Here is a 25516-nt window from a genome sequence, read left to right on the forward strand (position 1 = left end):
TTGCGGGCGCGCCGGTTGCCCGCGGCGAACGGGCGTCGTAACCCCGCCGCATGAGCGAAGACGAAGAACTGTACATCCAGGTCACCGACCGCGAGGGGAACGTCCACCGCCTGCCGGCGCTTTCGGGCTGGCGGGTGATGGAGATCATCAAGGACGCCGGCCTGCCGCTGAAGGCGGAGTGCGGCGGCGCGCTGGAGTGCGCCACCTGCCACGTCTATGTCGACGGCGCCTGGACGGACCGCGTGCACCCGAAGTCGGACGAAGAGGACGAGAAACTGGACGAGGCCTTCATGGTCAAAGGCAATTCGCGCCTGTCCTGCCAGATCCTGATGTCCGACGAGCTGAACGGCCTGGAAGTCACCCTGGCGCCGGAGGGCGAATGAGCGATCCGCGCGCCTTGCAGTTCGGCGAGCAGAAGCCGGGGCTAGACTACCAGGACCGTCCCTGCGCCTTCGGCGTCCTGCCGCGCGACGGGAAGATCGCCTGCGTGCAGGTGGATCGGGGCGAGGGCTCGTATTTCGACCTGCCGGGCGGCGCGATCGACGGCGGCGAGACGGAAGCCGAGGCGCTGGTGCGCGAGTTCGCCGAGGAGACCGGGCTGACGGTGCGGGCCGGCGAGACCTTCGCCTGGGCCGGCCAGTACTTCCAGAAGAGCGACGGCCAGCCGGTGAACAATCTGGCCGCATTCGTCACGGCCGATGCGGTCGGCGAGGACCCGTCCGCCAAGGTCGAGGAAGACCACGAGCTGGTCTGGCTGGACCCGCACGACGCCCTGGCTAAGCTGCGTCACGACGCCCACGCGTGGGCGGTGGCGGCTTGGCTGAGGCGGGGGAAACGTGGGTGAAGTCGAGCAGGTGATCGTCGGCGCGCGCTGGAAGTACGCGCTGATGACCGTGGGCAGTCTGGCGTTCGTCGCGGGGGGCGTGTGGCTGCTGGATCGGGCGTACGAAAGTCCCAAGGCCTTCATCGGGAGCTGGGGCGCGATCGTTTTCTTCGGCTTCTGCGCGGTGATGGGCGCGGCCATGACCTGGAAGCCGCCGCGCCTGAGGCTCACCGCCGACGCGCTGGTCGTCGAGCCGACGTTCGGCAGGCCGCGCCGGCACCTCTGGGCCGATATCGACTGTTTCCTGATCTGGCAGGTCCGCCGCAGTCGCGGGGTCGGGCTGAGATACGTCGAAGGCCGCCGCAAGCGGAACGTGGCGGCCGCGGCCCTCGGGTTCGACTACGACGCCTCGCTGCCGACCGGATGGCCGATGTCGACCGACGCCCTCGCCGCGCGCCTGACCGAGTTCAAGGCGCGGCGGGCGGCGGCCTGAGGCGCGTCGGCCCATGACCTCCTGGTGGGACCGCCAGATCGCCCCGCGCCTGATCGCCTGCGCCTGCGCGCAGCCGCCGATTATGGCCGAGCGGGCGAAGATCGTGCCGCAGGCGCGCGGGCGGGTGCTGGAGCTGGGCTTCGGCGGCGGGCTGAACTTCCGCTTTTATGATCCTGACGTGGTCCAGGCGGTGTTCGGCGTCGATCCCTCGGCGGAGCTGCGCGCCCGCGCCGCGAGCGCGCCGCGGCCGGCGGGGCTGAAGCTCGACCTGCGCGACGGCGTCGGGGAGGCGCTGCCGTTCGACGACGCCGATTTCGACTGCGTGGTCTGCACCTTCACCCTGTGTTCGGTGGCCGATCCGGCCGGGACCCTGGTCGAGGCGAAGCGGGTGCTGAAGCCGGGCGGCCGGTTCCTGTTCAGCGAGCATGGCCTGTCGCCCGAGCGCGGCGTGGCGGCCTGGCAGCGCCGCGTCGAGCCGGTCTGGCGCCGGCTGGCCGGCGGCTGTCGGCTGACCCGCACGCCGGCGGCGACGATCCAGGCCTGCGGCTTCGCGCTGGACGGGGTCGAGCGGGGCTATTTGCGCGGCGCGCCGAAGATCGCCGGCTGGCTGGAGCAGGGCGTGGCGCGCGCCTAACGGTCGGCGGCCGCGGCGGGCGTCTCGTACTCGGCCTCACGGTCCATGGACGGCACGGAGACGCCGGTGTCGGCGGCCTCGCCGGTCGCCGGGACCTCCGGGGCCATGCGCGCCTGACGCCACTTGCCGAACCGGTAGTAGAGCATGGCCAGCGTCGTGGAGACGACCGCGCCCAGCGGGAAGCTCCACCACACCGCGTCGGGCCCCAGCGTGTCCCGCAGCGCCCAGGCGAAGGGCACGCGCACCACCAGCAGCGAGATGCACAGGATGACCAGCGGCGGCGTCACCGCCCCGGTCGCGCGCACCACGCCGAACAGGACGATGGTGATCCCGAACAGCACGAAGGACCAGCTGGCCACCGAGTTGATATGGACGGCGATGTCCACCGCCTCGCTGTCCGAGGGCAGGAACAGGCGTAGGGCGTAGCGGTCCGCGACATAGAGCAAGGCCACCAGCGCGCCGGTCAGGACGATGTTGAACAGCACGCCGATGCGGGCGATCCGCTCCACCCGGTCCCAGCGGCCCGCGCCCACGTTCTGGGCCGCCATGGACGAGACCGCCGCCCCGATCGCCAGCGCCGGCATCTGCACGTAGGTCCACAGCTGGGCCGCGACGCCGTAGGCGGCGGCGGTGGCCACCCCGAAGGCGTTGACCAGTCCCATCATCACCAGCGCCGCCAGCGAGATGACGATCATCTGCAGGCCCATCGGCACGCCTTTGACGACGATGGCGCGCAGCAGGTCAGGGCGGGGCTTGAAGTGTCCGAACTCTCCCGGCCCCGGCAGCAAGGGGTGGCGGCGCGCGTAGAGCAGGACCAGCAGGGCGGTCAGGCTGACCGCCTGGGCCAGCAGGGTGGAGGCGGCCGCGCCTGCGATGCCGAGCTCGGGGAACGGCCCCAGCCCGCGGATCAGCATCGGGTTCAGGGCGATGTCGAGCCCCACGGACATGGCCATGAAATAGAATGGCGTGCGGGCGTCGCCGGCCCCGCGCAGGGCCGCCATGGCGAAGGCGAAGGCGTTCATCACCGGCACGGCCAGGAAGATCACCCGCAGATAGCTGACCGCGAAGTCGAAGGCCGCCGGCGGGGTGCCCAGCATGTGCAGGATGGCCGGGGTCAGCAGCCATCCGGCCAGGGCCAGGGCCGCCGAGGCGATCACGAAAAAGCTCGCCCCCGTGCCGACCACGCACTTGGCCAGGTCCAGGTCGCGGCGGCCCCAGGCCTGACCGATCAGGATGGTCGCCGCCATCGACACGCCGAACACGGTCCCCAGCATCAGGAACAGCACCAGGTTGGCGTTGGAGGTCGCGGTCAGCGCCGCCTCGCCCAGCAGGTTGCCGATCCAGATGGCGTTGACCGAGCCGTTGAGCGACTGCAGCACGTTCGCGCCCAGCACGGGCAGGGCGAACAGGGCCAGCGTCCGGCCGATGGGGCCTTCGACCAGGTTCGCCGGACGGGCGTGACCGGAGCTCACGCCGCGCCGACCGTCGCCGCGGAAGAAATCGGGTCGACCAAGGCGCACTCCTTACAAGACGTCGAGGTCCAACGCGCAAAGCTGGGATCGAGTTCTGGTGCGTCGCAGGGCTCCCCCGGCGGGCCGGAACGGTTGGGCCTGCGGGCCGTTGCGCCCCTAAGGGGACGCGCGATCTGGAGTTCCCCGATGGACAAGGATCGGGTCGAAGGCGCCGCTCGGGAGACGGGCGGCAGGATGAAGGAAGGCGTAGGCCGCGTGCTCGGCGACACGCGCCTGCAGGCGGAAGGCCGGAGCCAGACTTTCTGGGGCCGCGTCCAGCACGCCTGGGGCGACATGAAGGACGTCTTCCGCGGCCACCACTGATCTCGGAACGCATGGCCCGCCCCGGCCGTTGGCCGTGTCTGGGCTGTGGGACGAGCGTAACGGAGTACGATTATGGACAAGGACCGCATCGAAGGCGCGGGCAAGCAAGCCGCTGGGAAGATGAAGGAAGCAGCCGGGAAGATGACCGGCGACGAGAAGCTGAAGGCCGAGGGCCGCGCCCAGAAGACCGAGGGCAAGGTCCAGAACACGGTCGGCGGCGTGAAGGACACGCTGCGCGGTCGGCAATGACCTGAGCGGCGGGCGGCGGCCATTTTCCGGGCGGCCGCCGCCCGTCCTTAGCGCCCCAATTCCTTCATGGCCCGGTCCAGCCCCTCGATGGTGAGCGGGAACATCCGGTCGCCCATGATCTGGCGGATCATCTCGGTGGACTGGGTGTAGTTCCAGAACCGCTCGGCCGTGGGGTTCAGCCACACCGCCTTGGCGTAGGTGTCGGCGACCCGCTGCAGCCAGACCGCGCCGGCCTCCTCGTTCCAGTGCTCGATCGAACCGCCCGGCATGGCCACCTCGTAGGGGCTCATGGTGGCGTCGCCGACAAAGATCACCTTCCAGTCGGGCGGGAAGCGGTGCAGCACGTCCCAGGTCGGCGTCTTCTCGTCGTGGCGGCGGCGGTTGTCCTTCCACACGCCCTCGTACAGGCAGTTGTGGAAGTAGAAGAATTCCAGGTTCTTGAACTCGGTGCGCGCGGCCGAGAACAGCTCCTCGCAGAGCTTGATGTGGCTGTCCATCGAGCCGCCGACGTCGAGGAACAGCAGCACCTTCACCGTGTTGCGCCGCTCGGGCTTCAGCACGACGTCGAGATAGCCGTGCCGGGCGGTCGACTCGATGGTCTCGGCCAGGTCCAGCTCTTCCTCGGCGCCCTCGCGGGCCCATTTGCGCAGGCGGCGCAGCGCGACCTTGATGTTGCGGGTGCCCAGTTCGACGCTGTCGTCCAGGTTCCTGTACTCGCGCTTGTCCCAGACCTTCACCGCCCGGCCGTTGCGCGAGCTCTCCTGGCCGATGCGCACGCCCTCGGGATTGTAGCCGTAGGCGCCGAAGGGCGAGGTTCCGGCCGTGCCGATCCACTTGGAGCCGCCCTCGTGGCGCTCCTTCTGCTCCTCCAGCCGCTTGCGCAGCTCGTCCATCAGCTTCTCGAAGCCGCCCATGGCCTCGATGCGCGCCTTCTCCTCGTCGGTCAGGAAGCGCTCGTTCAACCGGCGCAGCCACTCGTCGGGGATTTCGACGACGGCGGTCTCGTCCAGGCGCTCCAGCCCCTTGAACACGGAGCCGAACACCCGGTCGAACTTGTCGAGGTTCTTCTCGTCCTTCACCAGGACGGCGCGCGACAGATAGTAGAACTCGTCGACCGAACGGCCCACGACCTGACGGTCCAGGCCCTCCATCAGCGCCAGCCACTCCTTGAGCGACACGGGCACCTTGGCCTGGCGAAGTTCGGTGAAGAAGCGAAGCAGCATGAAGCCCTAGGGAAGCGCCGTCGGTGTCGAGTGGGCCGCGACAGCTTGCGCCTTCATGGCGAAGTCGACCAGCACCATCGTCATCATGGATTCGGCCTCCACGTCGAGGCCGACCGCGTCGTCCAGCGGGCCGGTCACCCACTGCTTGATGCGCCAGCCGTCGACCACGGCCACGGACACGCGGGTGTACAGCTTGCGTCCGTCCAGCTCGACCACGAAGCGCCCGGTGCGGTGGTCGGCCAGGGGCAGGGGCCGGCCGTCCATGTCGACCTCGGCGTTCTGGGCGTGGTCGCCCTCGTAGGTCTGGGCGAACGGCGTGGCCAGCTTCACGTTATCGACCGCCCGCCGGAACGCGTCGTCCAGTCCGCCGTCGGCGGCCCGCGCCGCCTGCAGCGACTGGAACACGCCGTTGACCTCGCTGACGCAGCCGACCTCGTCGCCGCGGACCTCCGTGGGCTCGGCCGGCGGATAGACCTGGATGCGGTTGGTGCGGTCGCCGGGGGCGAAGGTGCACAGCAGGCCGCTCTTGGTGTGCCGCGCGCCCAGCAGCAGGCCCTGCGGCTCGTTGACGAACAGGGTCTCGGCGTTCGCCTTGCGGATCAGGGCGTCGGTTTCGGCGCGGGTGTCTGCGCGCTCGATCCAGGGATCGGCCTGGGCGGCGCCGCCGAGCAGTCCCGAAGCGGCGAGGGCGGCGAGGAGGGAGCGAGCTGTCATCCTGGCGCCTCCATCGCGCGGGCGCCGCCTGCGCCCCGTTGCCCCGCGCCGCGCTCCTCAGGCCTTCCGGAGGATGAACTCGCGGTCGCGCACCCGACCCACTGGGAACTCGTACTCGCCGGCCAACTCGAAGCCGTAGGCGCCGTAGAGGCGCTGCGCCTTGTCGTTGCCGCTCCACACACCAATCCAGAGCGGGCCCGTAAAGTTGCGCTGGAGCCAGTCCATCGAGGCGTCCATCAGCGTGCGGCCCAGCCCGGTCCCTTGCGCCTCGCGGGCGACATAGAGGCGCTTGAGCTCGCCGTGCTCGGCGCTGGCGTCCGGGTGGGGCAGGTTGCAGGGGCCTGACTGCATGTAGGCGACGAGCCGCCCCTCGTCCTCGGCCACCAGCCAGAACGAGGTCGGGTCCGCCAAGCGCGAGCGCGTGGCCTCCAGGCCGAACGCCTCCTCCAGGAAGTCCGCGAGATCCTCGTCCGGATACGGAATCGCGAAGCCGTGGACGAAGGTCTCGACGAAGGTGCGCTTGCCCAGCTCGGACAGGGCTTCGACGTCGGCGGGAACAGGGGGGCGGATGGTGACCATGGCGGGTCTCTAGCGCTGCTGCGGGCCCTGTCCAAGGTTCAGAATCCTTCCAGCGCGAGCTTGCCGACGGTGCGGCCGCTTTCGATGCGCGCGTGCGCCGCCGTCAGGGTCGCGGCGTCGATGCGGCCGACGGTTTCCGACCAGGTGGTGCGCAGCACGCCCGCGTCGACCAGTCGGGCGACTTCGGCCAGCAGGCGGTGCTGTTCGATCATGTCCGGGGTTTCGTAGTCGGAGCGGGCGAACATCATCTCCCAGACCAGGGCGGCGCTCTTGTTTTTCAGCAGGCGCACGTCGAGCGGCGCGTCGGCTTCGATGACGCCGATCGCGCCTTGCGGGGCGACGATCTCGGCCAGGGCGGGAAAGTGCTCGGCGCTGTGGGTGAGGCTGGCGACGTAGCGCACCTGCGGCCGGCCGAGTTCGGCCAGCTGCGGGCCGAGCGGGCGCGTGTGGTCGATCACGTGGTGGGCGCCGAGCCCCGCCACCCAGTCGCGCGTCTCCGGACGCGACGCGGTGGCGATCACGGTCAGCTTCGTCAGTCGCCGGGCCAGCTGAATCAAGGCGGAGCCCACGCCGCCGGCGCCGCCGACCACCAGCAGGTCGCCGGTCTCCTCGTGTCCGGCCCGCAGGCGGTCGAACAGCAGCTCCCAGGCGGTGATGAAGGTCAGCGGGAGGACCGCCGCCTCGGCGAACGACAACGTCTTCGGCTTCGGGCCGACGATGCGCTCGTCGACTAACTGCACTTCGGCGTTGGAGCCGGGACGGCCGTAGGCGCCGGCGTAGAACACCTCGTCGCCCGGGCGAAACAGCGTCGCCTCGGGGCCGACCGCCTCGACCACGCCGGCGGCGTCGAAGCCGAGAATGCGGATGTCGCCCGACTCGAGAGGGCGTCCGCTCCGGACCTTGGTGTCGACCGGGTTCACCGAGACGGCTTTCACGCGCACACGCAGATCGCGGCCGGCCGGGGCGCCGGGGTCCGGCGCGTCGAAGTCGACCAGGGCGTCAGGTTCAGAGACGGGGGCGGGCTTGCGGTAGCCGACGGCTTTCATGGAGCGATCCTTTCTCGCGACGAACTGGCGTCGCGGCTTGCAGATCGCGGGTCGGCTTCCTTCTCGCAAGTACGGCTGTTTTGTGTATGTAGTATCCAAATGGATACTATTGCGCCCGGACGACCGGCCGTCGGCTATGCCGACCCGAAGGAGTGCGTGGTCGAGGCGACCCTCGACCTGATCGGCGGCAAATGGAAAGGGGTGATCCTCTATCACCTGCAGGACGGCCGGCTGCGGTTCAACGAGCTGCGCCGCAAGCTCGGCGCGATCACCCAGCGCATGCTGACAAAACAGCTCCGCGAGCTCGAGGAGGCCGGCCTGGTGATCCGCACGGTCTACGCCGAGGTCCCGCCCCGGGTGGAGTATCGCCTGTCGCCGGCGGGCGAGAGTCTCGCGCCGGTGATCGCCGCGCTGAAGGCCTGGGGGCAGGCCCACATCTCCGACGGCAAGTTGGTGCGTACGGACGAGGCCGCCTGATGACGCTCGCGTATTACACTCACCCCGACATGCTCGAGCACCGCATGGGGACCGGTCATCCGGAAAGCCCCGAGCGGCTGCTGGCCGTGACCGGGGCGCTCGACGCCGCCGCCGGGCTGAAGCTCGACCGCCGCGAGACGCCGGAGGCGGCGCTGGCCGACCTCGCACGCGTGCACCCGCAGGCCTATGTCGAGCGCATGCTGGCGGCGTCGCCGCAAAGCGGCGTGCGGGTGCTGGACGCCGACACCCTGCTGTCGCCGGGCAGCGTGCGCGCCGCGCGGCTGGCGGCCGGCGCGGTGGTCGCCGCGGTCGAGGCGGTGGCGGCCGGCGAGGCCGAGCGGGCCTTCTGCGCCATCCGCCCGCCCGGCCACCACGCCGAGCCCGACACGGCGATGGGCTTCTGCCTGTTCTCCAACGTGGCGGTGGCGGCGCGGGTGGCCCAGGCGCGCGGCCTGGCCAAGGTCGCGGTGGTCGACTTCGACGTGCACCACGGCAACGGCACCCAGGCGGCCTTCGAGGCCGATCCCAGCCTGTTCTTCGCCTCCATCCACCAGTCGCCGCTCTATCCGGGCTCAGGCGCCGAGAGCGAGACCGGCGTCGGCAACCTGGTCAACGCGCCCGTGCCGCCGCACGCAGCCCGCGAGCTGTGGCGCGGCGCCTTCGAGACCCGGCTAATGCCGGCGCTGGACGCCTTCGCCCCGGACCTGATCCTGATCTCGGCCGGCTTCGACGCCCACCGGCGCGACCCGCTGGCCCACCAGTCGCTGGAGGAGGACGACTTCGCCTTCGTCACGCGCGCCGTCCTGGAGGTGGCGCGCCGCCGCTGCGGCGGTCGGGTTGTCTCGTCTCTCGAGGGCGGGTACGACCTTGAAGCGCTTGGCAGATCAGCCGTCGCGCACGCACGAGCGCTGCAGGAGAGGTGAGCGTGACGGGGTCGGAAGGGGAAGGTCCGATCGGTCGCGCCCTCGAAAACGTTACAGGGGGCATGACGATCGACACCCTTGAAGGCCAGGCGCCGCCGCCGGCGGCTCGCTCCTGCAAGCCGGGGTCGATCACGCTCGCTCGCCACGGCGAGCCCGCCCTGTCCCGCAAGGTGAAGCTCCATTCCGCCGGCTACCGCGACTGGTGGGGCCGCTACGAGGAAGGCGGCCTGCTGGCCGGCCAGGTCCCGCCCGACCTGCTGAAGGCCGCGGCCGAAGGCGCCGGCGAAGTGGTGGCCTCGACACGGCCGCGTGCGGTCGAGACGGCCCGCGCGGTGTGCGGCGAGCGCGCCTTCGCCACCGACGTGCGCTTCATCGAGGCGCCGCTGCCGCCGCCGCAGTTTCCGAAGTACCTGCGCTTCTCGCCGCGCACCTGGGGCGTGATCTCGCGCTTCTGGTGGTGGTTCTTCGACCATCACCAGGGCGAGGAGACCCGCGACCAGGCCAAGGCCCGCGCCCATGAGGCCGCCAAGGCGCTGGTGAAGATGGCCGAGGAGGGCCAGGACGTGCTGGTGCTGGCGCATGGCTTCTTCAACGGTATGGTCGGAGTGGAGCTGCGCCGCATGGGCTGGAAGCTCGTCCGCGACGAGGGCTTCCGCTACTGGTCTGCCCGCCGCTTCGAGAAGCGCTGATCGCGCGGCGGCCGGCGCCGCTTTCCGTAGGCCAGATTTCCCCAATCGCGCGTTGCCCGCGTCGGACGCGGCGTCTAGGTTGGCGCGCCCGACGTTTCCCCGCTTTGGCGCTCATGACCGACACCACCGAAATCGCCGCCCTCTCCTTCGAGGAGGCGCTCGCCCAACTCGAGAAGATCGTCGCCGAGCTGGAGTCCGGTCAGGCTCCGCTTGAGCGCTCGATCGCCATGTACGAGCGCGGCGCGGAGTTGAAGGCGCACTGCGAGAAGCGCCTGGAGGCCGCGCGCCTGCGCGTCGAGAAGATCGTGGTGGGCCAAGGCGGCGAGGCCCGCGGCGCGGAGCCGGCCGAGTTCTCCTGATGGCAGACGGTTCGCCCCGCCTCACGCCGCAGATCACCTTCGACGATTTCATGAAGGTGGACGTGCGGGTCGGCACGGTTCTGAAGGCCGAGCCGTTCCCGGAAGCGCGCAAGCCGGCCTTCAAGCTCACTATCGACTTCGGTCCGGAGATCGGGATCAAGCGCTCGTCGGCCCAGATCACCCAGCAGTACGCGGTCGAGGAACTGGTCGGCCGCCGGGTGGCGGCGGTGGTGAACTTCCCGCCGCGCCAGATCGGCCCGTTCATGTCCCAGGTGCTCTGCCTGGGCTTCCCCAACGAAGGCGGCGACGTGGTGCTGCTCACCGTCGATCGCCCGGTCCCGAACGGAGGGAGGCTGTTTTGACCCCGTCCCCCGCTCAAGCCGACCTCGACCTGATCGCCCGCCGGGTGGCGGAGACCGCCGACCTGGTGACGGTGGCGCTCGACCAGTTGCTGCCGCGCGCCGAAGGGCCGGAACAGCGGCTGATGGAGGCCATGCGTTACGCGGCGCTGGGCCCCGGCAAACGCCTGCGCCCGTTCTTCGCCATGGAGGCGGCGCGGCTGTTCGACGTGGAGGAGCGCCCGGTGCTGCGCGCCGCCTGCGCGCTGGAGCTGATCCACACCTACAGCCTGGTCCACGACGACTTGCCGGCCATGGACGACGACGACATGCGTCGCGGCCGTCCGACCGTGCACAAGGCTTATGACGAGGCGGTGGCGATCCTGGTGGGCGACGCCCTGCAGACCGCCGCCTTCGAGATCATGGCCCACCCGGACACCCACGAGGATCCGCACGTGCGTTCCGAACTCGTGCGCCGGCTGGCCCGCGCGTCCGGCGCGCAGGGCATGGTCGGCGGCCAGATGATCGACCTGCTGGGCGTGCGCGACGATCTGGGCGCCGCTGCGCGCATGCAGCGGATGAAGACCGGGGCGCTGATCGCGTTCTCGTTCGAGATCCCGCTGATCATCGCCGGCGCGCCGGAGAACGAGCGCCAGGCCCTGATGAACTTCGCCCAGGACATTGGGCTCGCCTACCAGATCGTCGACGACCTGCTGGACGCCGAAGGCGACGAGGACCTGCTGGGCAAGGCCGCCCAGAAGGACGTCGCCAAGGGCAAGGCCAACTTCGTCACCCTGCTGGGCGTCGGCGCCGCGAAGGAGCGGGTGGAGCTGCTGGCCGACCAGGCGCGCCGCCGCCTCGATCCGTTCGGCGAGGACGCCAGATATCTGCGGGACAGCGTCGACTTCGTGCTAAAGCGTCGCGCCTGACCCTGTTCGCGCGTTTAGGCTTCGTCCGAAGCCAGAGGTTTTTCGAGACTCCATGCCCCCGCACACGCCTCTCCTGGACAAGGTGCAGACCCCGGCCGACACCCGGGAGCTGTCGATCGCCGAGCTGCGCCAACTGGCCGACGAAGTGCGGGCCGAGACCATCGACGCCGTCTCCCAGACCGGCGGCCACCTGGGCGCGGGCTTGGGCGTGGTCGAGCTGACCGTGGCGCTTCACCACGTGTTCCAGACCCCGAAGGACATCCTGATCTGGGATGTCGGTCACCAGGCCTATCCGCACAAGATCCTGACCGGCCGGCGCGACCGCATCCGCACCCTGCGCCAGGGCGGCGGCCTGTCGGGCTTCACCAAGCGGGCCGAAAGCGAATACGACCCGTTCGGCGCCGCCCACGCGGCCACCTCGATCTCCGCGGCGCTCGGCTTCTGCGCCGCGCGCGACCAGCGCGGCGAGGACAACAAGGTCATCGCCGTGATCGGCGACGGCTCGATGAGCGCGGGCATGGCCTACGAGGCCATGAACAACGCCGCCGAGACCACCAAGCAGCTCGTGGTCGTGCTGAACGACAACGACATGTCGATCGCCCCGCCGGTCGGCGGCATGAGCGCCTATCTGGCCGGCCTGGTGTCCGGCGGCGCCTACCGCCAGGTGCGCAAGATCGGCAAGACCGTGGCCGGGGCCCTGCCGCGCCCGCTGCGCGACGCCGCCCGCAAGGCCGAGGAATACGCCCGCGGCATGGTCACCGGCGGCACCCTGTTCGAGGAGCTGGGCTTCTACTACGTCGGCCCGATCGACGGTCATGACCTCGACCACTTGGTCCCCGTGCTGCGCAACGTCTCGCAGATCAACGACCGCCCGGTGCTGGTCCACGTCGTCACGCAGAAGGGCAAGGGCTACGCCCCGGCCGAGAGCGCCGAGGACAAGTACCACGGCGTGGTGAAGTTCGACGTGGTCACCGGCGCCCAGGCCAAGCCGCCGTCCAACGCGCCCAGCTACACCAAGGTGTTCGGCAAGGAGCTGATCAAGCGGGCCGAACGCGATCCGTCCATCGTGGCGATCACCGCGGCCATGCCGACCGGCACCGGCCTGGACCTGTTCGGCCAGGCCTTCCCGGACCGCACCTACGACGTCGGCATCGCCGAGCAGCACGCGGTGACCTTCGCCGCGGGCCTGGCCGCCGACGGCATGAAGCCGTTCTGCGCGCTCTATTCGACCTTCCTGCAGCGCGGCTACGACCAGGTGGTCCACGACGTGGCCATCCAGAAGCTGCCCGTGCGCTTCGCCATCGACCGCGCCGGCCTGGTCGGCGCCGACGGCCCGACCCACGCCGGCAGCTTCGACGTCGGCTATCTCGGGGCTCTGCCGGACTTCGTGATCATGGCCGCCGCCGACGAGGCGGAGCTGGCCCACATGATCGCCACCGCCTGCGAGATCGACGACCGCCCGTCCGCCTTCCGTTATCCGCGCGGCGACGGCGTGGGCGTGGAGATCCCGGAACTCGCGGCCCCGCTGGAGATCGGCAAGGGCCGCGTGATGCGCGAGGGGACCTCGGTCGCCCTGCTGTCGCTGGGCACCCGCCTGGAAGCCTCGCTGAAGGCCGCCGACCTGCTGGCCGCGCGCGGCGTCTCGGCCACGGTCGTGGACGCCCGCTTCGCCAAGCCGCTGGACGCCGATCTGATCCTGCGCCTGGCCCGCGAGCACGAGGCGCTGATCACGGTCGAGGAAGGCTCGATCGGCGGCTTCGGCGCCTTCGTCCTGCACCTGCTGGCCGATCGCGGCGCGCTGGATCGCGGGCTGAAGGTGCGCACCCTGACCCTGCCGGACGTGTTCCAGGACCAGGACAAGCCGGAAGCCATGTACGTCCAGGCCGGTCTCGACGCCGACGGCATCGCGCGCGCGGCGCTGAACGCGCTGGGCGTGGACGGCTCGCGGGCGGCTCGGGCCTAAGCGCCGCTAGCCGCCGCAGGCGTCGAAGAACTTCCGGATCTGGGGCAGCGCGGTTCCGCTGTTCACCACGATCTCCTGCTCGCCGACGGTGAGCTCGCCGGTCGCGCGGAAGTCGCGCATGACCGGATCGCGCGCGTTCACCATGGCCGAAACCATGCGGGTGCCGTCCGGCGCCTTGGATTCCGTGGCCAGTAGGGTGGTCTTGGTCTTGCCCGACGACAGGATCAGGCGCGGCGGGCCCTCCGGCGCGGTCGGCTGCGGGTGCGAGATCTCGAGCTCGGCGGTGCGGGCCAGGGCGCAGGTGATGGTCAGGGCCAGCGGCTCGAAGCCCGGCCCGGTGTAGGTCAGCACCTCCACCCCGCCGGCGTCGGAATAGGTCCAGCTCAGGCCGTTGTTTATGGCCGACTGGGTCTGGGCGGCGCCCTTCACGCCGTGCGAGCAGCCGGCGACGGCGAGGGTCAGGATCAGCAGGATGGTGCGTGTCACCGCGCCGAAACAGCCGAGGCAGCTGGACAGTTCCGCTGGCGGCTCAGCTTTCGCACCAGGTGAGGAAGCGATCGACCGCCGTGTTTCCGGATTGGGCGGCGTAGCGGCGCGTTTCGGATCCGACCACCACCCCCATCCAGCCGCCCTTGCGCAGGCCGGCCAGCAACGGCGCGGTCAGCGGCAGTTCGGCGTCCAGGTCGACGCCGTCGTGGGTCTGCGACTCGACTGCGGAAGCGGGCAGGGGCGTGGGCGCGACCCCTTCGGCGCTCGCGACAATCTCGGGCTCGGTCCCGTCGGGCGCCGGACGCGACAGCAGGACTTTCTTGCCGCCCTTGTCGCATTCCAGGAGCAGCAGCAGTTCGTCCGTCTCCGGCGTGCCGTAGGCCAGCTTGCCGGTCTCGCCGTCGGTCTGGAAGAACCAGTCCAGCCCCGGCGTCGGCGCGATTGGCGCGGTCGCCCGCGGGCCGGCGCAGGCGCTGGCCAGCAGGGCCGAGGCGGTGACGGCGGCGACACGGATCACGATTTCGGCGGCGCGTAGTAGGGCGCTTTAGGATCGGGCGTGAGGATCTCGCCGCGGCAGTAGGCCAGCAGACGGCGCAGGCCGTCGCGCGCCTGCGGCGGCGCGGTGGCCGGCGCCTTCTGTCCGTTCGGCAGGGTGATCTCCATCGTGCCGTTGTCGATGAAGGCGGCGATGGTCGGGTCGGTCAGCGGCGCCGGGGCCACGATCCGGGCGCCGCCCGCGCCGGCTGTCGGGGAGGGCTCGATCCGTCCGGCCAGCCTGGAGGTGTGGCCGCCGGAGCTGAGCTCGACGGTGAACGGTCCGACCCTGTCCGACGTCAGGTTGTCCAAGGTCAGCTCCATGTGGCGGCTTTCGCCGCGGCGGCAGGCGACGTTGGCCTGGACCTCACCGGGCTTGGGGGCCTGCCCGCTGACCCAGCCGGGCGCGTTGGTCACTTCGGGCACGGCGTTCGGACCCGCCTGCGCCGGCCCCGGCTTCGCGCGTTCGCCGCTCTCCTGGCGCGAGCACGCCGCCAGCATCAGCAGCCCCAGGGCCAGGATCGCCGTCCGCCGCATCGCCGTACTCCGTGCCGTACCGAGGCGCGCGCCTCCGCGCTTTCTGCAACTCGGCCGGGCGCGCCGCGTTCCCGGCGGCGGCTCAACTGCCGCAGCGACGGGCGAGCTGCTGGAGCTTGTCGGTCGGGGGGGTGACGGCGGCCGTTCCGGACGCGCTTTTCACCGCCAGCTTTCCGGAGCGCACCAGGCTCAGAAACACCGGGTCGCCGACCGGCAGGGTGACCACCAGCAGGTCCTTTCGGTCGGCCAGCGGGGCGGTGGTCGTGGCGGCCTCGGAACTCAGCTCGGCGGTCCCGCCCTCGCCGGTCAGCTTGTACAGGGTGAGCTTCACTTCGCCGCTGCGGGGCGCGCACTGGAACACCGCCTCGAGCCGATCGGTGTCGGGAATCTCCAGCGCCAGGGCGACCTGGTTGGGGTTGTCGTAGAGCGACCAGGTCCACCCGCCGGCGGGCTGCGCGGCCAGCGCGAGCAGGGCGGCGAGGGCGATCACGGCGCGGGCTCCTCCGGTTCAGGTGCAGTGGGCGAAAAAGCGACGGACCTCGCGTTTGTCGGCGGCGCTGGCCGGCATGGGCCGGGCGTGTTCGGTATCGATGACCGACAGCCGGCCCGTCTTGGCAAAGTTCTCCAACGCCGCGGCGTGGCTGGAAGTTTCCGTTTCGAACGCCGTGCCGCCGCTCTCCGGGTCGGCGTAGGTCACGCCCTGTAGCCGCGTGCTCTTGCGTCCGGAGGCCAGCACCAGGCTCGGGCGGCCGGCTTCGCTGTCGCTGTAAACCCGCACCGCGCCGGAATGCGCTTCGCACGTCAGCATCAGCCCGACGTTGTCGCTGTTCGGCGGGCCGTAGGCCAACTTAGCCAGACTGTCTTCGAAGTAGAGATGCCAGCTCGCGGGCGGTTCGCGCGCGCCCAGCGAGGCTTCAGCGACAGCCAGCGTGAGGAAAACGACCCAAACCAGAAATATCTTGAGCATGCGTACGCCCCCGACACTTCATGGAAACGTCGGGGGAGGTGGGCCGGTTCACTTCGCCGTCCCTGAAATGTGAACGCCGTTAGTTGAGCCGATCTGTCAGAACGGCGAGAAGCGCTCCACGAGCGCCTGGCCGACCGGGGGCGCCTGGACACGCGTGACGTCGCCGCGGCCGCCATACGAGATGCGGGCTTCGGCGATCTGGGTGTGCTTGATGGTGTTGGCCGAGGAGATGTCCTCGGGGCGCACGATGCCGGCCACGGTCAGCTCGCGGATCTCGCGGTTGGTGCGCACTTCCTGGCGCCCCTGGATCACCAGGTTGCCGTTGGGCAGCACGCCGGTGACCACGGCGGCGATGGTCAGGCTGACCTTTTCGGAGCGGTTGATGGCGCCGGAGCCCTTGGAGGCGCTCTCGCCGCCCAGGTCGATCATCTTGGACGGGTCGTAGCCGCCCGGCAGAACTTTCCCAAGGCTCGATTCAAGGCCGAGCAGGTTGTTCACCCCGGCCTGCATCTCGTTCGAGCGCGAGCGCTGGGTCGAGTTGTTCAGCTGGGCGCGGTCGTCGATGTCGACCTGCACGGTCAGGATGTCGCCGATGTTGCGGGCGCGCTGGTCGTTGAAGAAGGTGCGCGCGCCGGCCCGCCACAGCGAGTTGGCCGAGGCCGCCTGCGGCGTGGGCTGCGGCAGGATCTGCTGCTGCACCGGCACCAGGGCGGCCGGATAGCCGATCGGCGCCAGTTCAGGGCCTTTCACCGTCTCGGCGACGGTCGAGCAGGCGCCCAGCAGGAGGGCGGCGGAGACGAGGAGCAGAGCCTGGGCGCGCACGGACATACCTCAGCGAAGGGCGAAACGGCTGGCCTTGAGGCTGTCCGCCTCGGGGCCGACGACGGCCCGGCCGGGGCCGGTCGCGACGGCTTCAATCGTCTTCTTCGACTGGGGGTTGAGGACCGAGAAGGTCTCTCCCGCGGAAGCGTTCTGTAGCGCGCTCCCCTGCAACACAAGGTTAACGCCGCCGACCGAGTAGGCGACGGAGACCAGCTCGCCCTTGTGGATCACCAGGGCGGCGGCCAGGTCCCGGTTCGCAACCGGCGCGCCGGCGCGCACCGGCCGCTTGGCCGACTGGCCGATCACGGTTTCCGCGTCGCGCGGCGCGTCGGCGGGGGCGAGGTGGGCCTGCACCTTGGTCCAGACCACGTCCTCGGGGCGCACGGTCTCGCCGGCGGCGAGGCTGCGCGAATAGGTCAGCACCTCGACCGTGGCGGCCGACGGCCCGGCCGCGGCGGCGGTCACGACGGCGCCGCCCGCGGGCGCGCCGCTACGCACCACCAGGCGCTGGAAGCCTTCGGCGTTGGCCCAGTCCAGGCCGTTGGCGCGGGCCAGGCGCTGCACGCCGGCGGCGTCCAGCACGACGCTGGAGCCCGCCTGCGGACCGCGCGCGACCACCACGTTGGACACCCGGCCCGCGCCCTCGAACAGGTCGCCCAGGGTGACCGCGCCGTCGGCGTCGGCGAGGTCGCCGCGCAGCGACACCGGCGCGCCGGCGCAGGCCTGGCCGGCGACGGCCAGGGCGGCGGCGCAGACGAGGAGGGCGGAAAGCTTGCGCATCATCCGCCTCACGACCGCAGGGCCGAGGTCGCCTGCAGCATCTCGTCGGCTGCGGTGACGATCTTGGAGTTCATCTCGTAGGCGCGCTGAGCCACGATCAGGGCGGTGATCTCCCCGACCGCGTCCACGTTGGAGGCTTCGGTGTAGCCCTGCAGCAGCTGGCCGTAACCGACCTCGCCCGGCTGGCCCAGGGTGGGGGCGCCCGACGCGGTCGTCTCCTTGAACAGGTTGTCGCCGACCGCTTCCAGGCCGCCCTCGTTGAAGAACTCGGCCAACTCGAGCTGGCCGACCGTCTGCGGCGCGACCTGGCCGTCGATGATCGCCTGCACCTGGCCGGTCTTGGAGATCACCACGTCCTTGGCGTTCGGCGGAATCTGGATTTCGGGCTGGACCAGATAGCCGTCGTCGGTGACCAGCTGGCCCTGGTCGTTGGGCGAGAAGTTGCCGGCGCGGGTGTAGGCGATCTCGCCCGACGGCAGCAGCACCTGGAAGTAGCCCTTGCCCTGGATGGCCAGGTCGAAGGTGTTCTCCGTGTGGGTCAGGTTGCCCTGCGAGGTGATGCGGTAGACCGAACCGGCCTTCACGCCCGAGCCGACCTGGATGCCGGTCGGGACCACCGTGCCGGTGTCCGACGACTGCGCGCCCATGCGCTCGACGTTCTGGTAGAGCAGGTCCTGGAACTCGGCCCGCTGCCGCTTGAAGCCAACCGTGTTCATGTTGGCGATGTTGTTGGAGATGACCTCCACGTTCAGCTGCTGGGCTTCCATGCCGGTGGCGGCGATGCGCAGAGCTCTCATGGGCTAACTCCTCAGCTGACGCGGCCCAGCCGCTCGACCGAGCGACGGGAAAGATCGGTGGACTGGTCGATCATCTTGGAGATCCGCTCGTAGGCGCGCGTGATCTCGATCAGGTTGGTGATCTCGACGACCGGTTTGACGTTGGAGCCTTCCAGCACGCCCTGGCGGATGCGCGCGTCGGTGGCGGCTTCCGGCTGCTGGTTGGAGGCGTTGGCGTAGAGATTGTCGCCGTCCTTCGACAGCGCCGACAGGGCGGGGAAGCGGACCACGCCGATGCGGCCCACGCGCTCGCCGTCCTGCGTGACGATGCCGTCGGCCGAGACGGACGGCGGCGACTTGCGCGGGTCCAGCAGGATCTCGCCGCCGCCTTCGCCCATCACCGGGAAGCCCTGCTGGGTGACCAGCCGGCCCTGCGGGTCGGTGGTGAAACGGCCGTCGCGGGTGAAGCGCGCGCCCTGCGGGGCGTTGATCTGGAAGAAGGCGTCCTCGCCCTCGACCGCGAAGTCGAAGGTGTTCCCGGTGACGCGCATCTCGCCGGCGCGGAAGTCGCGGCCGACGCCGTTGTCGAGCACGAAGCTGGCCGGGGCCTTGATCGGGTCGTTGCGGGCGCCGCGGCCCAGCTCCGTGCCGACCATCAGCTGCTCGACCTTGAAGCCCACGGTGTCGGCGTTGGCGACGTTGTTGGCCGCGATGTCGAGCTCGCGGCGCAGCGTCATCTGGCGGGACAGGGCGATGTAGGCGACGTTTTCCACGAGGGAGGCTCCGTTCGCGCTTCCCTCTGCAACGCCCGGGCCAAGTGGTTAACGCCCTTGTTTTTCAAGGGATCGGCCGATCGGGCCCCCGCGGCGCCGGGCAAAACTTGCCGCCTTCGGCCGGATTCCGAACGGATCGTTAACCAAACCCGGCCGATCCTTCCCTCGAGGTACGGGGCCGGTGATGTTTTCCTTTCTCAAGAAGAAGGCTGCCAAGGACGCCGCGCCGGCTGAGGGCGAGGCGCCCGAATCGGCTGGCGGGGACGGCGAGGGCGGCGAGGGCTCCAAGAAGAAGCCGCCGCTGAAGGTCCTGATCATGGCCGGCGTCGCGGCCGTCCTGGTGCTGGGCGGCGGCGGGGCGGGCGTCTTCATGCTGATGAAGCCGAAGGCCGCCAAGACCGACGCCGTGGCCGAGGCTGGCCACGAGAAGCCCGAGAAGAAAAAGAAGAAGAAAGAGGGCGGCCACGGCGGCGGCAAGGGCGAGAAGACGCTGGGCGAAGTCCGCGAGGGCCCCGACGGCGTGACCTTCTACACGCTGCCCGATCTGGTGGTGAACATGCAGTCGCTGGACGGCCGCCCGTCGTTCCTGAAGCTGAAGCTCACCTTCGAACTGTCGGACGAATCTGTCACGGAGCGGCTGGAAGCCGACGCGCCGCGCCTGCAGGACGCGCTGCAGAGCTTCCTGCGCGAACTGCGCCCCGAGGACCTCTCGGGCAGCCAGGGCAGCTATCAACTGCGCATGGAAATCCTGCGCCGCGTCAATCTGATCGTGGCGCCGGAGAAGGTCGACGCCGTACTGATCGAAGAAATGCTGATCCAGTAAAGGCTTAGCTTCCAGCGATGTCCGATCCCTTCGCACAACAGGCCGCAGAGCTCGGCTGGCCGACCGACGAGGAAGACGGTCTCGGCGGCGGCGAGCGCATCCTGAACCAGGACGAGATCGACAGCCTGCTCGGCTTCGACCTCTCGCAGGACGAGTCGTCCGAGCGTTCGGGCGTGCGGGCCATCATCAATTCGGCGCTGGTCTCCTACGAGCGCCTGCCGATGCTGGAGATCGTGTTCGACCGCCTGGTGCGGTTGATGACGACCAGCTTGCGCAACTTCACCTCCGACAACGTCGAGGTGAGCCTGGACAACATTTCGTCGATCCGTTTCGGCGACTACCTGAACTCGATCCCGCTGCCGGCCATCCTGGGCGTGTTCCGGGCCGAGGAGCTGGACAACTACGGCCTGCTGACGGTCGACTCCAACCTGATCTACTCGATCGTCGACGTGCTGCTGGGCGGCCGTCGCGGCACCGCGGCGCTGCGCATCGAGGGCCGCCCCTACACCACCATCGAGCGGGTGCTGGTGCAGCGGATGGTCGAGGTCGTGCTGGCGGACGCCAAGGCGGCGTTCGAGCCGCTGACCCCGGTCAGCTTCCACCTGGACCGCCTGGAGACCAACCCGCGCTTCGCCGCCATCGCCCGACCGGCCAACGCCGCCATCCTGGTGAAGCTGCGCATCGACATGGAAGACCGCGGCGGTCGAATCGAGCTCCTGTTGCCCTACGCGACGCTGGAGCCGATCCGGAAGATGCTGCTGCAGCAGTTCATGGGCGAGAAGTTCGGCCGGGACAACATCTGGGAGGGCCACCTCGCCACCGAGCTCTGGACCACGCAGATGGAGGTCCGCGCCGTGCTCGACGAGCAGCAGGTGCCGCTGTCGCGCGTGCTGGATCTGAAGGTCGGCGAGACCCTGATGCTCAACGTCGGGCCCGACAGCTTGGTCGACGTCCGCTGCGGCAGCATTCCCCTGACCAAGGGGCGCATGGGCCGGCGTGGCCAGAACATCGCCGTGCGGGTCGAGCACCCGCTGACCCCCGCCGCCAAGCGGGCCCTGACGAGCCTCAAATGAGCATCGTCGCCGTCGCGCTTCAGGTCCTCCTGGCCGTCCTGCTGATCGCGGCCCTGGTCTACGGCTGGCGGCTGGACAAGAAGCTGCGCGCGCTGCGCGATAGCCAGATCGCCTTCGCCGCCTCGGTGCGCGACCTCGACCTGGCCGCCGCCCGCGCCGAGGCCGGGCTGGAGAACCTGCGCCGCGCCGGCGAGGAGGCCCACGACGGCCTGCACGACCGCATCCTCAAGGCCCGCGAACTGAAGGCGCAGCTGGAAGCCCTGATCGCCCGGGCCGAACGCACGCCGGCGCCCGCGCCGGTCCGATCGCTGCCGGAACCGGAACGTCCGGCCCTGCCGCGCCCGCGCGCCGAAGACCGCCTGAAGCCGCTCGAGCCCGCGCCGCTGCGCCGGCCGCGCGCGCTCGACGACGACCTGTTCGACCCCAATCCCGCGCCCGTCGCCCCCCGGCGTCGTCGGGCCTTCGGAGACGACCGATGAGCGCCCCGCGCCTCCTGCCCCTGATCGCCGTCGCCGCCGGCGGCGTGCTCGCCGTGCAGGCGGTCTCCGGCCTGGAGGCCGCGCCCGAGTTCCTGAAGGGCTCGCAGGCCCACGCCGAGGAGGCCGCGCCGGGAAAGATCGCGCCGAAGCCGGCCGTGCCCGCCGCCGCCGCGGCCGCGCCGGCCGTCGCGGTCAAGCCGCCGGCCCCGGTGTGCGCGCCCTCGGCCACCGATCTCGCCAAGGCCGCCGGCCTGTCACCGGCCGAGCTGCGCGTTCTGCAGAGCCTGCAGAGCCGCCGCGGCGAACTGGACGACCGCGAGAAGAACCTCGACACCCAGCTGGCCCTGATGGCCGCCGCCGAGGCCAAGCTCGACGCCAAGCTGAAGGCGCTGGAGGCCCTGAAGGGCGACATCAACGGCCTGCTGGCCCAGGGCGACCAGCGCGAGGCCGCCGAGATCGCGCGCCTGGTGAAGGTCTACGAGGCCATGAAGCCGAAGGACGCCGCGGACGTCATGGCTCAGCTCGACGACAAGGTGCGCCTGCCGGTCGCCTCGAAGATGAAGGAGCGCTCGCTGGCCGCGGTGCTCGCCGCCATGCCGGCGGCCGAAGCCCGCAAGCTGACCGAGAAGCTGGCCATGCGCTACGCCGCCGCCGATGCGGCCGCCGAGAAGCTGGCCGATCCGAAGGCGCCGGCCGCCGCCGCCAAGCCCGCCGCCAAGGCGGGCTGATGATCTCCTCCCCTGCGTAGCGGGGGAGGGGGGACCACGCGAAGCGTGGTGGAGGGGGCGAGCCGCAGGCGCTCCCTTTAATCTTCCGCTCTTGGCGGCTGGTCGTCGTCGTGCGCCGGGTTCGCCCCCTCCACCGCCTTCGGCGGTCCCCCTCCCCCGTTCGCTGCGCTCACAGGGGAGGAGAGGGGTTAGCGTTAACCGCGGCCTAACCGGGTTCGCGGAGGCTGCACCCCACATGAGCCGCCCTGCGTCCGAGTCGCGCCCCAGATCGCGCCGCGTCGTTCTGAACACGACGGTGGCGATCGCGTGCGCGGGCGCCATCGCCGGCGGCCCCATCGCCGAGGCCGCCGGGCCGCCGCCCGTCGCCCCGATCGCCTCGGCGGCTCAGGTTCAAATCCTGGTCGGCGAAAACGCCGAGATCTCCCGGGTCGAGTTCCACGGCGGCGCCGGCGCCCGCGCGGCCGTCCGCCGCGACGGGCGCGACGTGGTCGTGCGCCTGCCCGGCGCCGGACGGCCCGACATCGGCCGGTTGCGCGCCGACCCGCCGCTGGGCGTCGAGAAGGTCGAGACGCGTGCGGTCGCCGGCGGTGTGGAGCTGGTCTTCACCCTGGCCGATGGCGCGGAAGCCAAGACCGGCCACGCCGACGGCGCCGTCTACCTGCACGTCTTCCGACCGCCCCCCGAGGCGGCGCGGGCGGCCGAACGGCCTGATCCGGTGCCGAAGTCCGGCTCGGTCGACGTGCTGGCCGAGGCGGGGAAGGACCGCCTCAGCCTCAGCTTCCCCTGGGCCGCTCCCGTGGGCGCCGCCGTGTTCCGGCGCGGCGAGGCGGTCTGGATCGTGTTCGACGCCAAGGCCAAGCTGGACCTGTCCAAGGCGCCCAAGGCGCTGGGCCCGGTCGACCGGATCCGCTGGACCTCCGGCCCGGGCTGGACGGTCGCCCGCGTCGAGGCGCCGGAGGACGTGCCGGTCGACGTCGAGGCGCAGGGCGCGACCTGGACCGTCGTGTTCGGCGGGCCGCTGCAGCCGCCCCAAGGCGAGGTGAAGATCAAGCGCGACGACGAGTCCGGGCCGCCGGCCCTGACCGCGACCCTGTCGGGGGCTGGGCGCGTGGTGTGGCTGAAGGACCCGGCCGTGGGCGACCGCTTCGCCGCGGTCACCGCTCTGGCCCCGGTGAAGACCGCCGGACGACGGCGCGAGTACGTCGAGGCCACCCTGATCCCGACGGCCCACGGTCTGGCGATCGAGGCGGCCGCCGGCGACCTGCAGGTCGACACTAACGGCGATCTGGTGCGCATCACCCGCCCGGGCGGCCTGAAGCTGTCGTCGCCGGTCGCGGCCCGCGCCGCGGCCGTTCCGGCAGAACTGCCCAAGCCCGCCCTGCTGCCGGCGGTGATCAAGGCGGAGGAGTGGGCCCAGACCGGCGCCGGCGGCTTCCTGGCCCGCCATCGCCAGTTGCAGGACCTCGCCGCCGAGGAGGCGCAGCAGGCCGACGCCGGCGTGAACGCGCGCATGGCGCTGGCGCGCTTCCTGGTCGGGAGCGAGCTGTCCTACGAGGCCATCGGCGTGCTGGACGGCCTGGCCCGTCAGAACCAGGCGGTGCTGGCCGACCCCGAGTTCCGCGGCCTGCGTGGCGCGGCGCGCGCCATGGTTGGCCGCTGGCGCGAGGCGCAGGCCGACTTCTCCGCGCCCGTGCTGGCGTCGGACGAGTCGGCGGAGCTCTGGCGCGGCTACACCGACGCGCGGCTGGGCCACTACGCCGACGCCCGCAAAGGCTTCCAGCAGGGCGCGCGGGCCATCGACCTGTTCCCGGCCAAGTGGAAAGCCCGCTTCGCCATCGAGCACGCCCGCGCCGCCATAGAGACCGGCGACCTGCGCGCCGCCCGCTCGCTGCTGGCCTACGGTCTCGAGCAGCCGGCCCCGGCGCTGGACAAGCTGGCCGGCCGGCTGGTGCAGGCGCGGCTGTTCGAACTGGAGGGCGACAGCGCCCGGGCCCTGAAGATCTACGATCTGGTGGCGCAGGCCTCCTACGACGCCATCGCCACCCCGGCGAAGCTGCGCGCCACCAAGATCCGCCTGGACCAAGGCCTGACGCCCGCGCCGACCGCGATCAAGGCGCTGGACAGCCTGCGCTTCCGCTGGCGCGGCGACGCCACCGAGGTGGAGGTGATCCGCACCCTGGGCGAGATCTACCTGCAGCAGGGCCGCTATCGCGAGGCGCTGGACGCCCTGCGCTCGGCCGGCGGGCGGCTGCCGGATTCGCCGGGCGCCGTGCAGCTGCAGGCCGATTTGAGCAACGCCTTCCGCGGCCTGTTCCTCGACGGCCTGGCCGACGGGCTGGAGCCGATCCAGGCCCTGGCCCTGTTCTACGATTTCCGCGAGCTGACCCCGGTCGGGGCCGACGGCGACGAGATGGTGCGCCGCCTGGCGCGCCGGCTGGTCGACGTGGACCTGCTGAAGCCGGCCGCCGAGCTGCTGCAGTACCAGGTCGACAACCGCCTGGACGGGGTGGCCAAGGCCCAGGTCGCGGCCGACCTCGCCACCGTCCACCTGATGGACCGCGATCCGGAAGGCGCGCTGAAGGCGATCTGGGGCACCCGCACCACCGTCCTGCCCAACGCCCTGCTGGCCGAGCGGCGCGGCATCGAGGCGCGGGCGCTGATGGAGCTGGGCCGCTACGACCACGCCCTGGAGGTTCTTGGCCGCGACGCCACGCCCGAAGCCACCGACGTGCGCGCCGAGATCGCCTGGCGCGAGAAGGACTGGGCCGGCGCCGCGCCCATGCTGGAACGCCGCCTCGGCGACCGCTGGAAATCCACCGCCGAGCCGCTGTCGGGCGACGACGAGAGCCGCCTGATCCGGGCCGGCGTGGCCTATTCGCTGGCCGGCGACGGCAAGGCGCTGGCGCGCCTGTCTGAGCGGTTCGGCGGCTTCATCGACCGCGCTCGCGCGCCCGACGCCCTGCGCGTCGCCCTGTCGGGCCTGGACGGCGAGAATCTTAAGCCCTCCGATTTCGCAAGGGCGGCGGCTCAGGCCGACAGCTTCGCCGGCTGGGTGGCCACCGTTAAGAAGAAGCTTCGCGACAAGACGCCTCCGCGCACTACGGGGCTTGGCCTTCCCATCCGCGGAACCGCGCCGGCGGCCCAGCCCGCGCCGGCGCGTACGGCGGCGCTTCAGCCGTCCGGGAAGCCTTCGCCGCAGGGCGCCAAGGGCGAGAATCTGTTCTTCTGATCCGACCGGGAGGGGGCGCTGCGACGCCCTGTCGCGGGAGTCGCGGGGCGAGCAATCGTCGTGTGGAGAACATCCACAGAACAGACTCACCTCTCGTTAACTAAGCGGTGGTCGACTTCGCGACTCGGCTTAAGGCCCGGTAACGGTCCCTTAAGGTTGGTGGTTTTCCATTAACTCTCGCCCGGAGAGCGCGCCGAATCAGGCGGCGGCTGGCCACGGGCAGGGTGTCTAG

At 70.8% G+C, this 25516-nt stretch carries 31 protein-coding genes and 1 pseudogene; 18 read left to right on the forward strand and 14 right to left on the reverse strand.

All coding sequences use genetic code 11. The annotated features are described in order from the left end of the window. The first annotated feature begins 50 nt into the window (after positions 1 to 50). The 4 genes from H8B08_RS05000 to H8B08_RS05015 are packed head-to-tail and all read left to right on the forward strand — an operon-like array spanning position 51 to position 1950. Positions 51 to 383 (forward strand): 2Fe-2S iron-sulfur cluster-binding protein, encoded by a 333-nt coding sequence (locus H8B08_RS05000; RefSeq protein ID WP_222934313.1) that lies wholly within the window; start codon positions 51 to 53, stop codon positions 381 to 383. Next, positions 380 to 844 (forward strand): NUDIX domain-containing protein, encoded by a 465-nt coding sequence (locus H8B08_RS05005; RefSeq protein ID WP_187449101.1) that lies wholly within the window; start codon positions 380 to 382, stop codon positions 842 to 844. Before H8B08_RS05000 ends, H8B08_RS05005 begins: the two co-directional genes overlap by 4 nt. Next, complete coding sequence (locus H8B08_RS05010; RefSeq protein ID WP_187449102.1) at positions 837 to 1316, forward strand: STM3941 family protein; 480 nt, start codon at positions 837 to 839, stop codon at positions 1314 to 1316. The genes H8B08_RS05005 and H8B08_RS05010 overlap by 8 nt, the downstream gene beginning before the upstream one ends. A 13-nt stretch (positions 1317 to 1329) precedes the next feature. After that, positions 1330 to 1950, forward strand: coding sequence for a class I SAM-dependent methyltransferase (locus H8B08_RS05015; protein ID WP_187449103.1), 621 nt, complete (start codon positions 1330 to 1332; stop codon positions 1948 to 1950). Here the strand turns inward: H8B08_RS05015 and H8B08_RS05020 are convergent. Further along, positions 1947 to 3422, reverse strand: a complete 1476-nt coding sequence (locus tag H8B08_RS05020; RefSeq protein WP_187449104.1) for an MATE family efflux transporter — start codon at positions 3420 to 3422, stop codon at positions 1947 to 1949. The genes H8B08_RS05015 and H8B08_RS05020 overlap by 4 nt on opposite strands. 186 nt (positions 3423 to 3608) lie before the next feature. On the opposite strand from H8B08_RS05020, the gene H8B08_RS05025 reads away from it, so the two are divergent. Next, positions 3609 to 3785, forward strand: a complete 177-nt coding sequence (locus tag H8B08_RS05025; RefSeq protein ID WP_187449105.1) for a CsbD family protein — start codon at positions 3609 to 3611, stop codon at positions 3783 to 3785. A gap of 72 nt (positions 3786 to 3857) precedes the next feature. Further along, positions 3858 to 4034, forward strand: a complete 177-nt coding sequence (locus H8B08_RS05030; RefSeq protein ID WP_187449106.1) for a CsbD family protein — start codon at positions 3858 to 3860, stop codon at positions 4032 to 4034. 47 nt (positions 4035 to 4081) lie between these two features. Here the strand turns inward: H8B08_RS05030 and H8B08_RS05035 are convergent, their stop codons facing one another. Genes H8B08_RS05035 through H8B08_RS05050 form a run of 4 tightly spaced genes read right to left on the reverse strand, consistent with a single transcriptional unit; the run spans position 4082 to position 7596 of the window. Then, the gene (locus tag H8B08_RS05035; protein ID WP_187449107.1) at positions 4082 to 5257 is read right to left on the reverse strand and encodes a VWA domain-containing protein; all 1176 of its coding nucleotides are present in this window, start codon (positions 5255 to 5257) and stop codon (positions 4082 to 4084) included. Between the two features lie 6 nt (positions 5258 to 5263). Continuing rightward, positions 5264 to 5971, reverse strand: coding sequence for a hypothetical protein (locus H8B08_RS05040; RefSeq protein WP_187449108.1), 708 nt, complete (start codon positions 5969 to 5971; stop codon positions 5264 to 5266). 57 nt (positions 5972 to 6028) lie between these two features. Further along, entirely contained in the window at positions 6029 to 6550 is a 522-nt protein-coding gene (locus H8B08_RS05045) for a GNAT family N-acetyltransferase (protein ID WP_187449109.1), read from the reverse strand. A 38-nt stretch (positions 6551 to 6588) separates the two neighbouring features. Further along, complete coding sequence (locus H8B08_RS05050; protein ID WP_187449110.1) at positions 6589 to 7596, reverse strand: zinc-binding alcohol dehydrogenase family protein; 1008 nt, start codon at positions 7594 to 7596, stop codon at positions 6589 to 6591. 99 nt (positions 7597 to 7695) lie between these two features. Between H8B08_RS05050 and H8B08_RS05055 the strand changes: the two genes are divergently transcribed. The 7 genes from H8B08_RS05055 to dxs all read left to right on the forward strand — a co-directional run bounded on the left by H8B08_RS05055 (position 7696) and on the right by dxs (position 13274). Further along, a complete protein-coding gene (locus tag H8B08_RS05055) occupies positions 7696 to 8073 on the forward strand; it encodes a helix-turn-helix domain-containing protein (protein ID WP_187449111.1) in 378 nt (125 codons plus the stop codon). Beyond that, positions 8073 to 8996 (forward strand): histone deacetylase family protein, encoded by a 924-nt coding sequence (locus tag H8B08_RS05060; RefSeq protein WP_187449112.1) that lies wholly within the window; start codon positions 8073 to 8075, stop codon positions 8994 to 8996. The genes H8B08_RS05055 and H8B08_RS05060 overlap by 1 nt, the downstream gene beginning before the upstream one ends. 62 nt (positions 8997 to 9058) lie before the next feature. After that, positions 9059 to 9685: a histidine phosphatase family protein gene (locus H8B08_RS05065; protein WP_187449113.1), complete on the forward strand. Its 627-nt coding sequence runs from the start codon at positions 9059 to 9061 to the stop codon at positions 9683 to 9685. 113 nt (positions 9686 to 9798) lie between these two features. Then, entirely contained in the window at positions 9799 to 10044 is a 246-nt protein-coding gene (locus tag H8B08_RS05070; protein WP_163260983.1) for an exodeoxyribonuclease VII small subunit, read from the forward strand. After that, the gene (locus H8B08_RS05075) at positions 10044 to 10406 is read left to right on the forward strand and encodes a tRNA-binding protein (protein WP_187449114.1); all 363 of its coding nucleotides are present in this window, start codon (positions 10044 to 10046) and stop codon (positions 10404 to 10406) included. The genes H8B08_RS05070 and H8B08_RS05075 overlap by 1 nt, the downstream gene beginning before the upstream one ends. 29 nt (positions 10407 to 10435) lie before the next feature. Further along, positions 10436 to 11311 (forward strand): polyprenyl synthetase family protein, encoded by an 876-nt coding sequence (locus H8B08_RS05080; RefSeq protein ID WP_370545406.1) that lies wholly within the window; start codon positions 10436 to 10438, stop codon positions 11309 to 11311. Positions 11312 to 11363: 52 nt separating this feature from the next. After that, positions 11364 to 13274, forward strand: a complete 1911-nt coding sequence (dxs, locus tag H8B08_RS05085; protein WP_187449116.1) for a 1-deoxy-D-xylulose-5-phosphate synthase — start codon at positions 11364 to 11366, stop codon at positions 13272 to 13274. A 6-nt stretch (positions 13275 to 13280) separates the two neighbouring features. On the opposite strand, the gene H8B08_RS05090 is transcribed toward dxs, so the two are convergent. The 9 genes from H8B08_RS05090 to flgF all read right to left on the reverse strand — a co-directional run bounded on the left by H8B08_RS05090 (position 13281) and on the right by flgF (position 18952). After that, entirely contained in the window at positions 13281 to 13760 is a 480-nt protein-coding gene (locus H8B08_RS05090; RefSeq protein ID WP_187449117.1) for a hypothetical protein, read from the reverse strand. Positions 13761 to 13803: 43 nt separating this feature from the next. Then, the gene (locus H8B08_RS05095) at positions 13804 to 14280 is read right to left on the reverse strand and encodes a hypothetical protein (protein WP_187449118.1); all 477 of its coding nucleotides are present in this window, start codon (positions 14278 to 14280) and stop codon (positions 13804 to 13806) included. Beyond that, a complete protein-coding gene (locus H8B08_RS05100) occupies positions 14277 to 14834 on the reverse strand; it encodes a hypothetical protein (protein ID WP_187449119.1) in 558 nt (185 codons plus the stop codon). Before H8B08_RS05100 ends, H8B08_RS05095 begins: the two co-directional genes overlap by 4 nt. Before the next feature lie 82 nt (positions 14835 to 14916). Continuing rightward, the gene (locus H8B08_RS05105) at positions 14917 to 15324 is read right to left on the reverse strand and encodes a hypothetical protein (RefSeq protein ID WP_187449120.1); all 408 of its coding nucleotides are present in this window, start codon (positions 15322 to 15324) and stop codon (positions 14917 to 14919) included. Between the two features lie 18 nt (positions 15325 to 15342). Next, positions 15343 to 15801 (reverse strand): hypothetical protein, encoded by a 459-nt coding sequence (locus tag H8B08_RS05110; protein WP_163260975.1) that lies wholly within the window; start codon positions 15799 to 15801, stop codon positions 15343 to 15345. Positions 15802 to 15897: 96 nt separating this feature from the next. Next, the gene (gene flgH / locus H8B08_RS05115) at positions 15898 to 16623 is read right to left on the reverse strand and encodes a flagellar basal body L-ring protein FlgH (protein ID WP_370545399.1); all 726 of its coding nucleotides are present in this window, start codon (positions 16621 to 16623) and stop codon (positions 15898 to 15900) included. A gap of 9 nt (positions 16624 to 16632) precedes the next feature. Then, positions 16633 to 17403 carry a flagellar basal body P-ring formation chaperone FlgA gene (gene flgA, locus H8B08_RS05120; RefSeq protein WP_255500664.1) on the reverse strand — a complete coding sequence of 257 codons (771 nt, stop codon included), beginning with the start codon at positions 17401 to 17403 and terminating at the stop codon, positions 16633 to 16635. 8 nt (positions 17404 to 17411) lie between these two features. Continuing rightward, the gene (gene flgG / locus H8B08_RS05125; protein WP_187449123.1) at positions 17412 to 18200 is read right to left on the reverse strand and encodes a flagellar basal-body rod protein FlgG; all 789 of its coding nucleotides are present in this window, start codon (positions 18198 to 18200) and stop codon (positions 17412 to 17414) included. An 11-nt stretch (positions 18201 to 18211) separates the two neighbouring features. Next, complete coding sequence (gene flgF / locus H8B08_RS05130) at positions 18212 to 18952, reverse strand: flagellar basal-body rod protein FlgF (RefSeq protein ID WP_187449124.1); 741 nt, start codon at positions 18950 to 18952, stop codon at positions 18212 to 18214. Between the two features lie 184 nt (positions 18953 to 19136). On the opposite strand from flgF, the gene H8B08_RS05135 reads away from it, so the two are divergent. From H8B08_RS05135 to H8B08_RS05155, 5 genes and pseudogenes are all read left to right on the forward strand, one after another. After that, on the forward strand, positions 19137 to 19775 hold the full coding sequence (locus H8B08_RS05135; RefSeq protein WP_187449125.1) for a flagellar basal body-associated FliL family protein: 639 nt from the start codon (positions 19137 to 19139) through the stop codon (positions 19773 to 19775). 83 nt (positions 19776 to 19858) lie between these two features. Next, positions 19859 to 20848, forward strand: a pseudogene (fliM, locus tag H8B08_RS05140) (flagellar motor switch protein FliM); the annotation flags it as partial. Next, a complete protein-coding gene (locus H8B08_RS05145; protein WP_187449126.1) occupies positions 20845 to 21327 on the forward strand; it encodes a DUF6468 domain-containing protein in 483 nt (160 codons plus the stop codon). The pseudogene fliM and the gene H8B08_RS05145, both read left to right, overlap by 4 nt. Then, complete coding sequence (locus H8B08_RS05150; RefSeq protein ID WP_187449127.1) at positions 21324 to 22055, forward strand: MotE family protein; 732 nt, start codon at positions 21324 to 21326, stop codon at positions 22053 to 22055. Before H8B08_RS05145 ends, H8B08_RS05150 begins: the two co-directional genes overlap by 4 nt. Before the next feature lie 295 nt (positions 22056 to 22350). Continuing rightward, entirely contained in the window at positions 22351 to 25284 is a 2934-nt protein-coding gene (locus H8B08_RS05155) for a tetratricopeptide repeat protein (RefSeq protein WP_370545400.1), read from the forward strand. Positions 25285 to 25516 lie beyond the last annotated feature (232 nt).

Origin of the sequence: Caulobacter sp. 17J80-11, from assembly GCF_014349105.1 — a bacterium.
Lineage (GTDB): Bacteria > Pseudomonadota > Alphaproteobacteria > Caulobacterales > Caulobacteraceae > 17J80-11.

Bases quoted from the DNA above. Each gene is read 5' to 3' on its own strand.
- H8B08_RS05075 (WP_187449114.1), top strand. From the start codon at position 10,044: ATGGCAGACGGTTCGCCCCGCCTCACGCCGCAGATCACCTTCGACGAT.
- H8B08_RS05100 (WP_187449119.1), bottom strand. From the start codon at position 14,834: ATGCGGCGGACGGCGATCCTGGCCCTGGGGCTGCTGATGCTGGCGGCG.
- H8B08_RS05030 (WP_187449106.1), top strand. From the start codon at position 3,858: ATGGACAAGGACCGCATCGAAGGCGCGGGCAAGCAAGCCGCTGGGAAG.
- H8B08_RS05015 (WP_187449103.1), top strand. From the start codon at position 1,330: ATGACCTCCTGGTGGGACCGCCAGATCGCCCCGCGCCTGATCGCCTGC.
- H8B08_RS05135 (WP_187449125.1), top strand. From the start codon at position 19,137: ATGTTTTCCTTTCTCAAGAAGAAGGCTGCCAAGGACGCCGCGCCGGCT.
- H8B08_RS05035 (WP_187449107.1), bottom strand. From the start codon at position 5,257: ATGCTGCTTCGCTTCTTCACCGAACTTCGCCAGGCCAAGGTGCCCGTG.
- H8B08_RS05110 (WP_163260975.1), bottom strand. From the start codon at position 15,801: ATGCTCAAGATATTTCTGGTTTGGGTCGTTTTCCTCACGCTGGCTGTC.
- dxs (WP_187449116.1), top strand. From the start codon at position 11,364: ATGCCCCCGCACACGCCTCTCCTGGACAAGGTGCAGACCCCGGCCGAC.
- H8B08_RS05000 (WP_222934313.1), top strand. From the start codon at position 51: ATGAGCGAAGACGAAGAACTGTACATCCAGGTCACCGACCGCGAGGGG.
- H8B08_RS05150 (WP_187449127.1), top strand. From the start codon at position 21,324: ATGAGCGCCCCGCGCCTCCTGCCCCTGATCGCCGTCGCCGCCGGCGGC.
- H8B08_RS05070 (WP_163260983.1), top strand. From the start codon at position 9,799: ATGACCGACACCACCGAAATCGCCGCCCTCTCCTTCGAGGAGGCGCTC.
- H8B08_RS05065 (WP_187449113.1), top strand. From the start codon at position 9,059: ATGACGATCGACACCCTTGAAGGCCAGGCGCCGCCGCCGGCGGCTCGC.
- H8B08_RS05005 (WP_187449101.1), top strand. From the start codon at position 380: ATGAGCGATCCGCGCGCCTTGCAGTTCGGCGAGCAGAAGCCGGGGCTA.
- H8B08_RS05145 (WP_187449126.1), top strand. From the start codon at position 20,845: ATGAGCATCGTCGCCGTCGCGCTTCAGGTCCTCCTGGCCGTCCTGCTG.
- H8B08_RS05055 (WP_187449111.1), top strand. From the start codon at position 7,696: ATGGATACTATTGCGCCCGGACGACCGGCCGTCGGCTATGCCGACCCG.
- H8B08_RS05040 (WP_187449108.1), bottom strand. From the start codon at position 5,971: ATGACAGCTCGCTCCCTCCTCGCCGCCCTCGCCGCTTCGGGACTGCTC.
- flgA (WP_255500664.1), bottom strand. From the start codon at position 17,403: ATGCGCAAGCTTTCCGCCCTCCTCGTCTGCGCCGCCGCCCTGGCCGTC.
- flgG (WP_187449123.1), bottom strand. From the start codon at position 18,200: ATGAGAGCTCTGCGCATCGCCGCCACCGGCATGGAAGCCCAGCAGCTG.
- H8B08_RS05025 (WP_187449105.1), top strand. From the start codon at position 3,609: ATGGACAAGGATCGGGTCGAAGGCGCCGCTCGGGAGACGGGCGGCAGG.
- H8B08_RS05060 (WP_187449112.1), top strand. From the start codon at position 8,073: ATGACGCTCGCGTATTACACTCACCCCGACATGCTCGAGCACCGCATG.
- H8B08_RS05045 (WP_187449109.1), bottom strand. From the start codon at position 6,550: ATGGTCACCATCCGCCCCCCTGTTCCCGCCGACGTCGAAGCCCTGTCC.
- H8B08_RS05050 (WP_187449110.1), bottom strand. From the start codon at position 7,596: ATGAAAGCCGTCGGCTACCGCAAGCCCGCCCCCGTCTCTGAACCTGAC.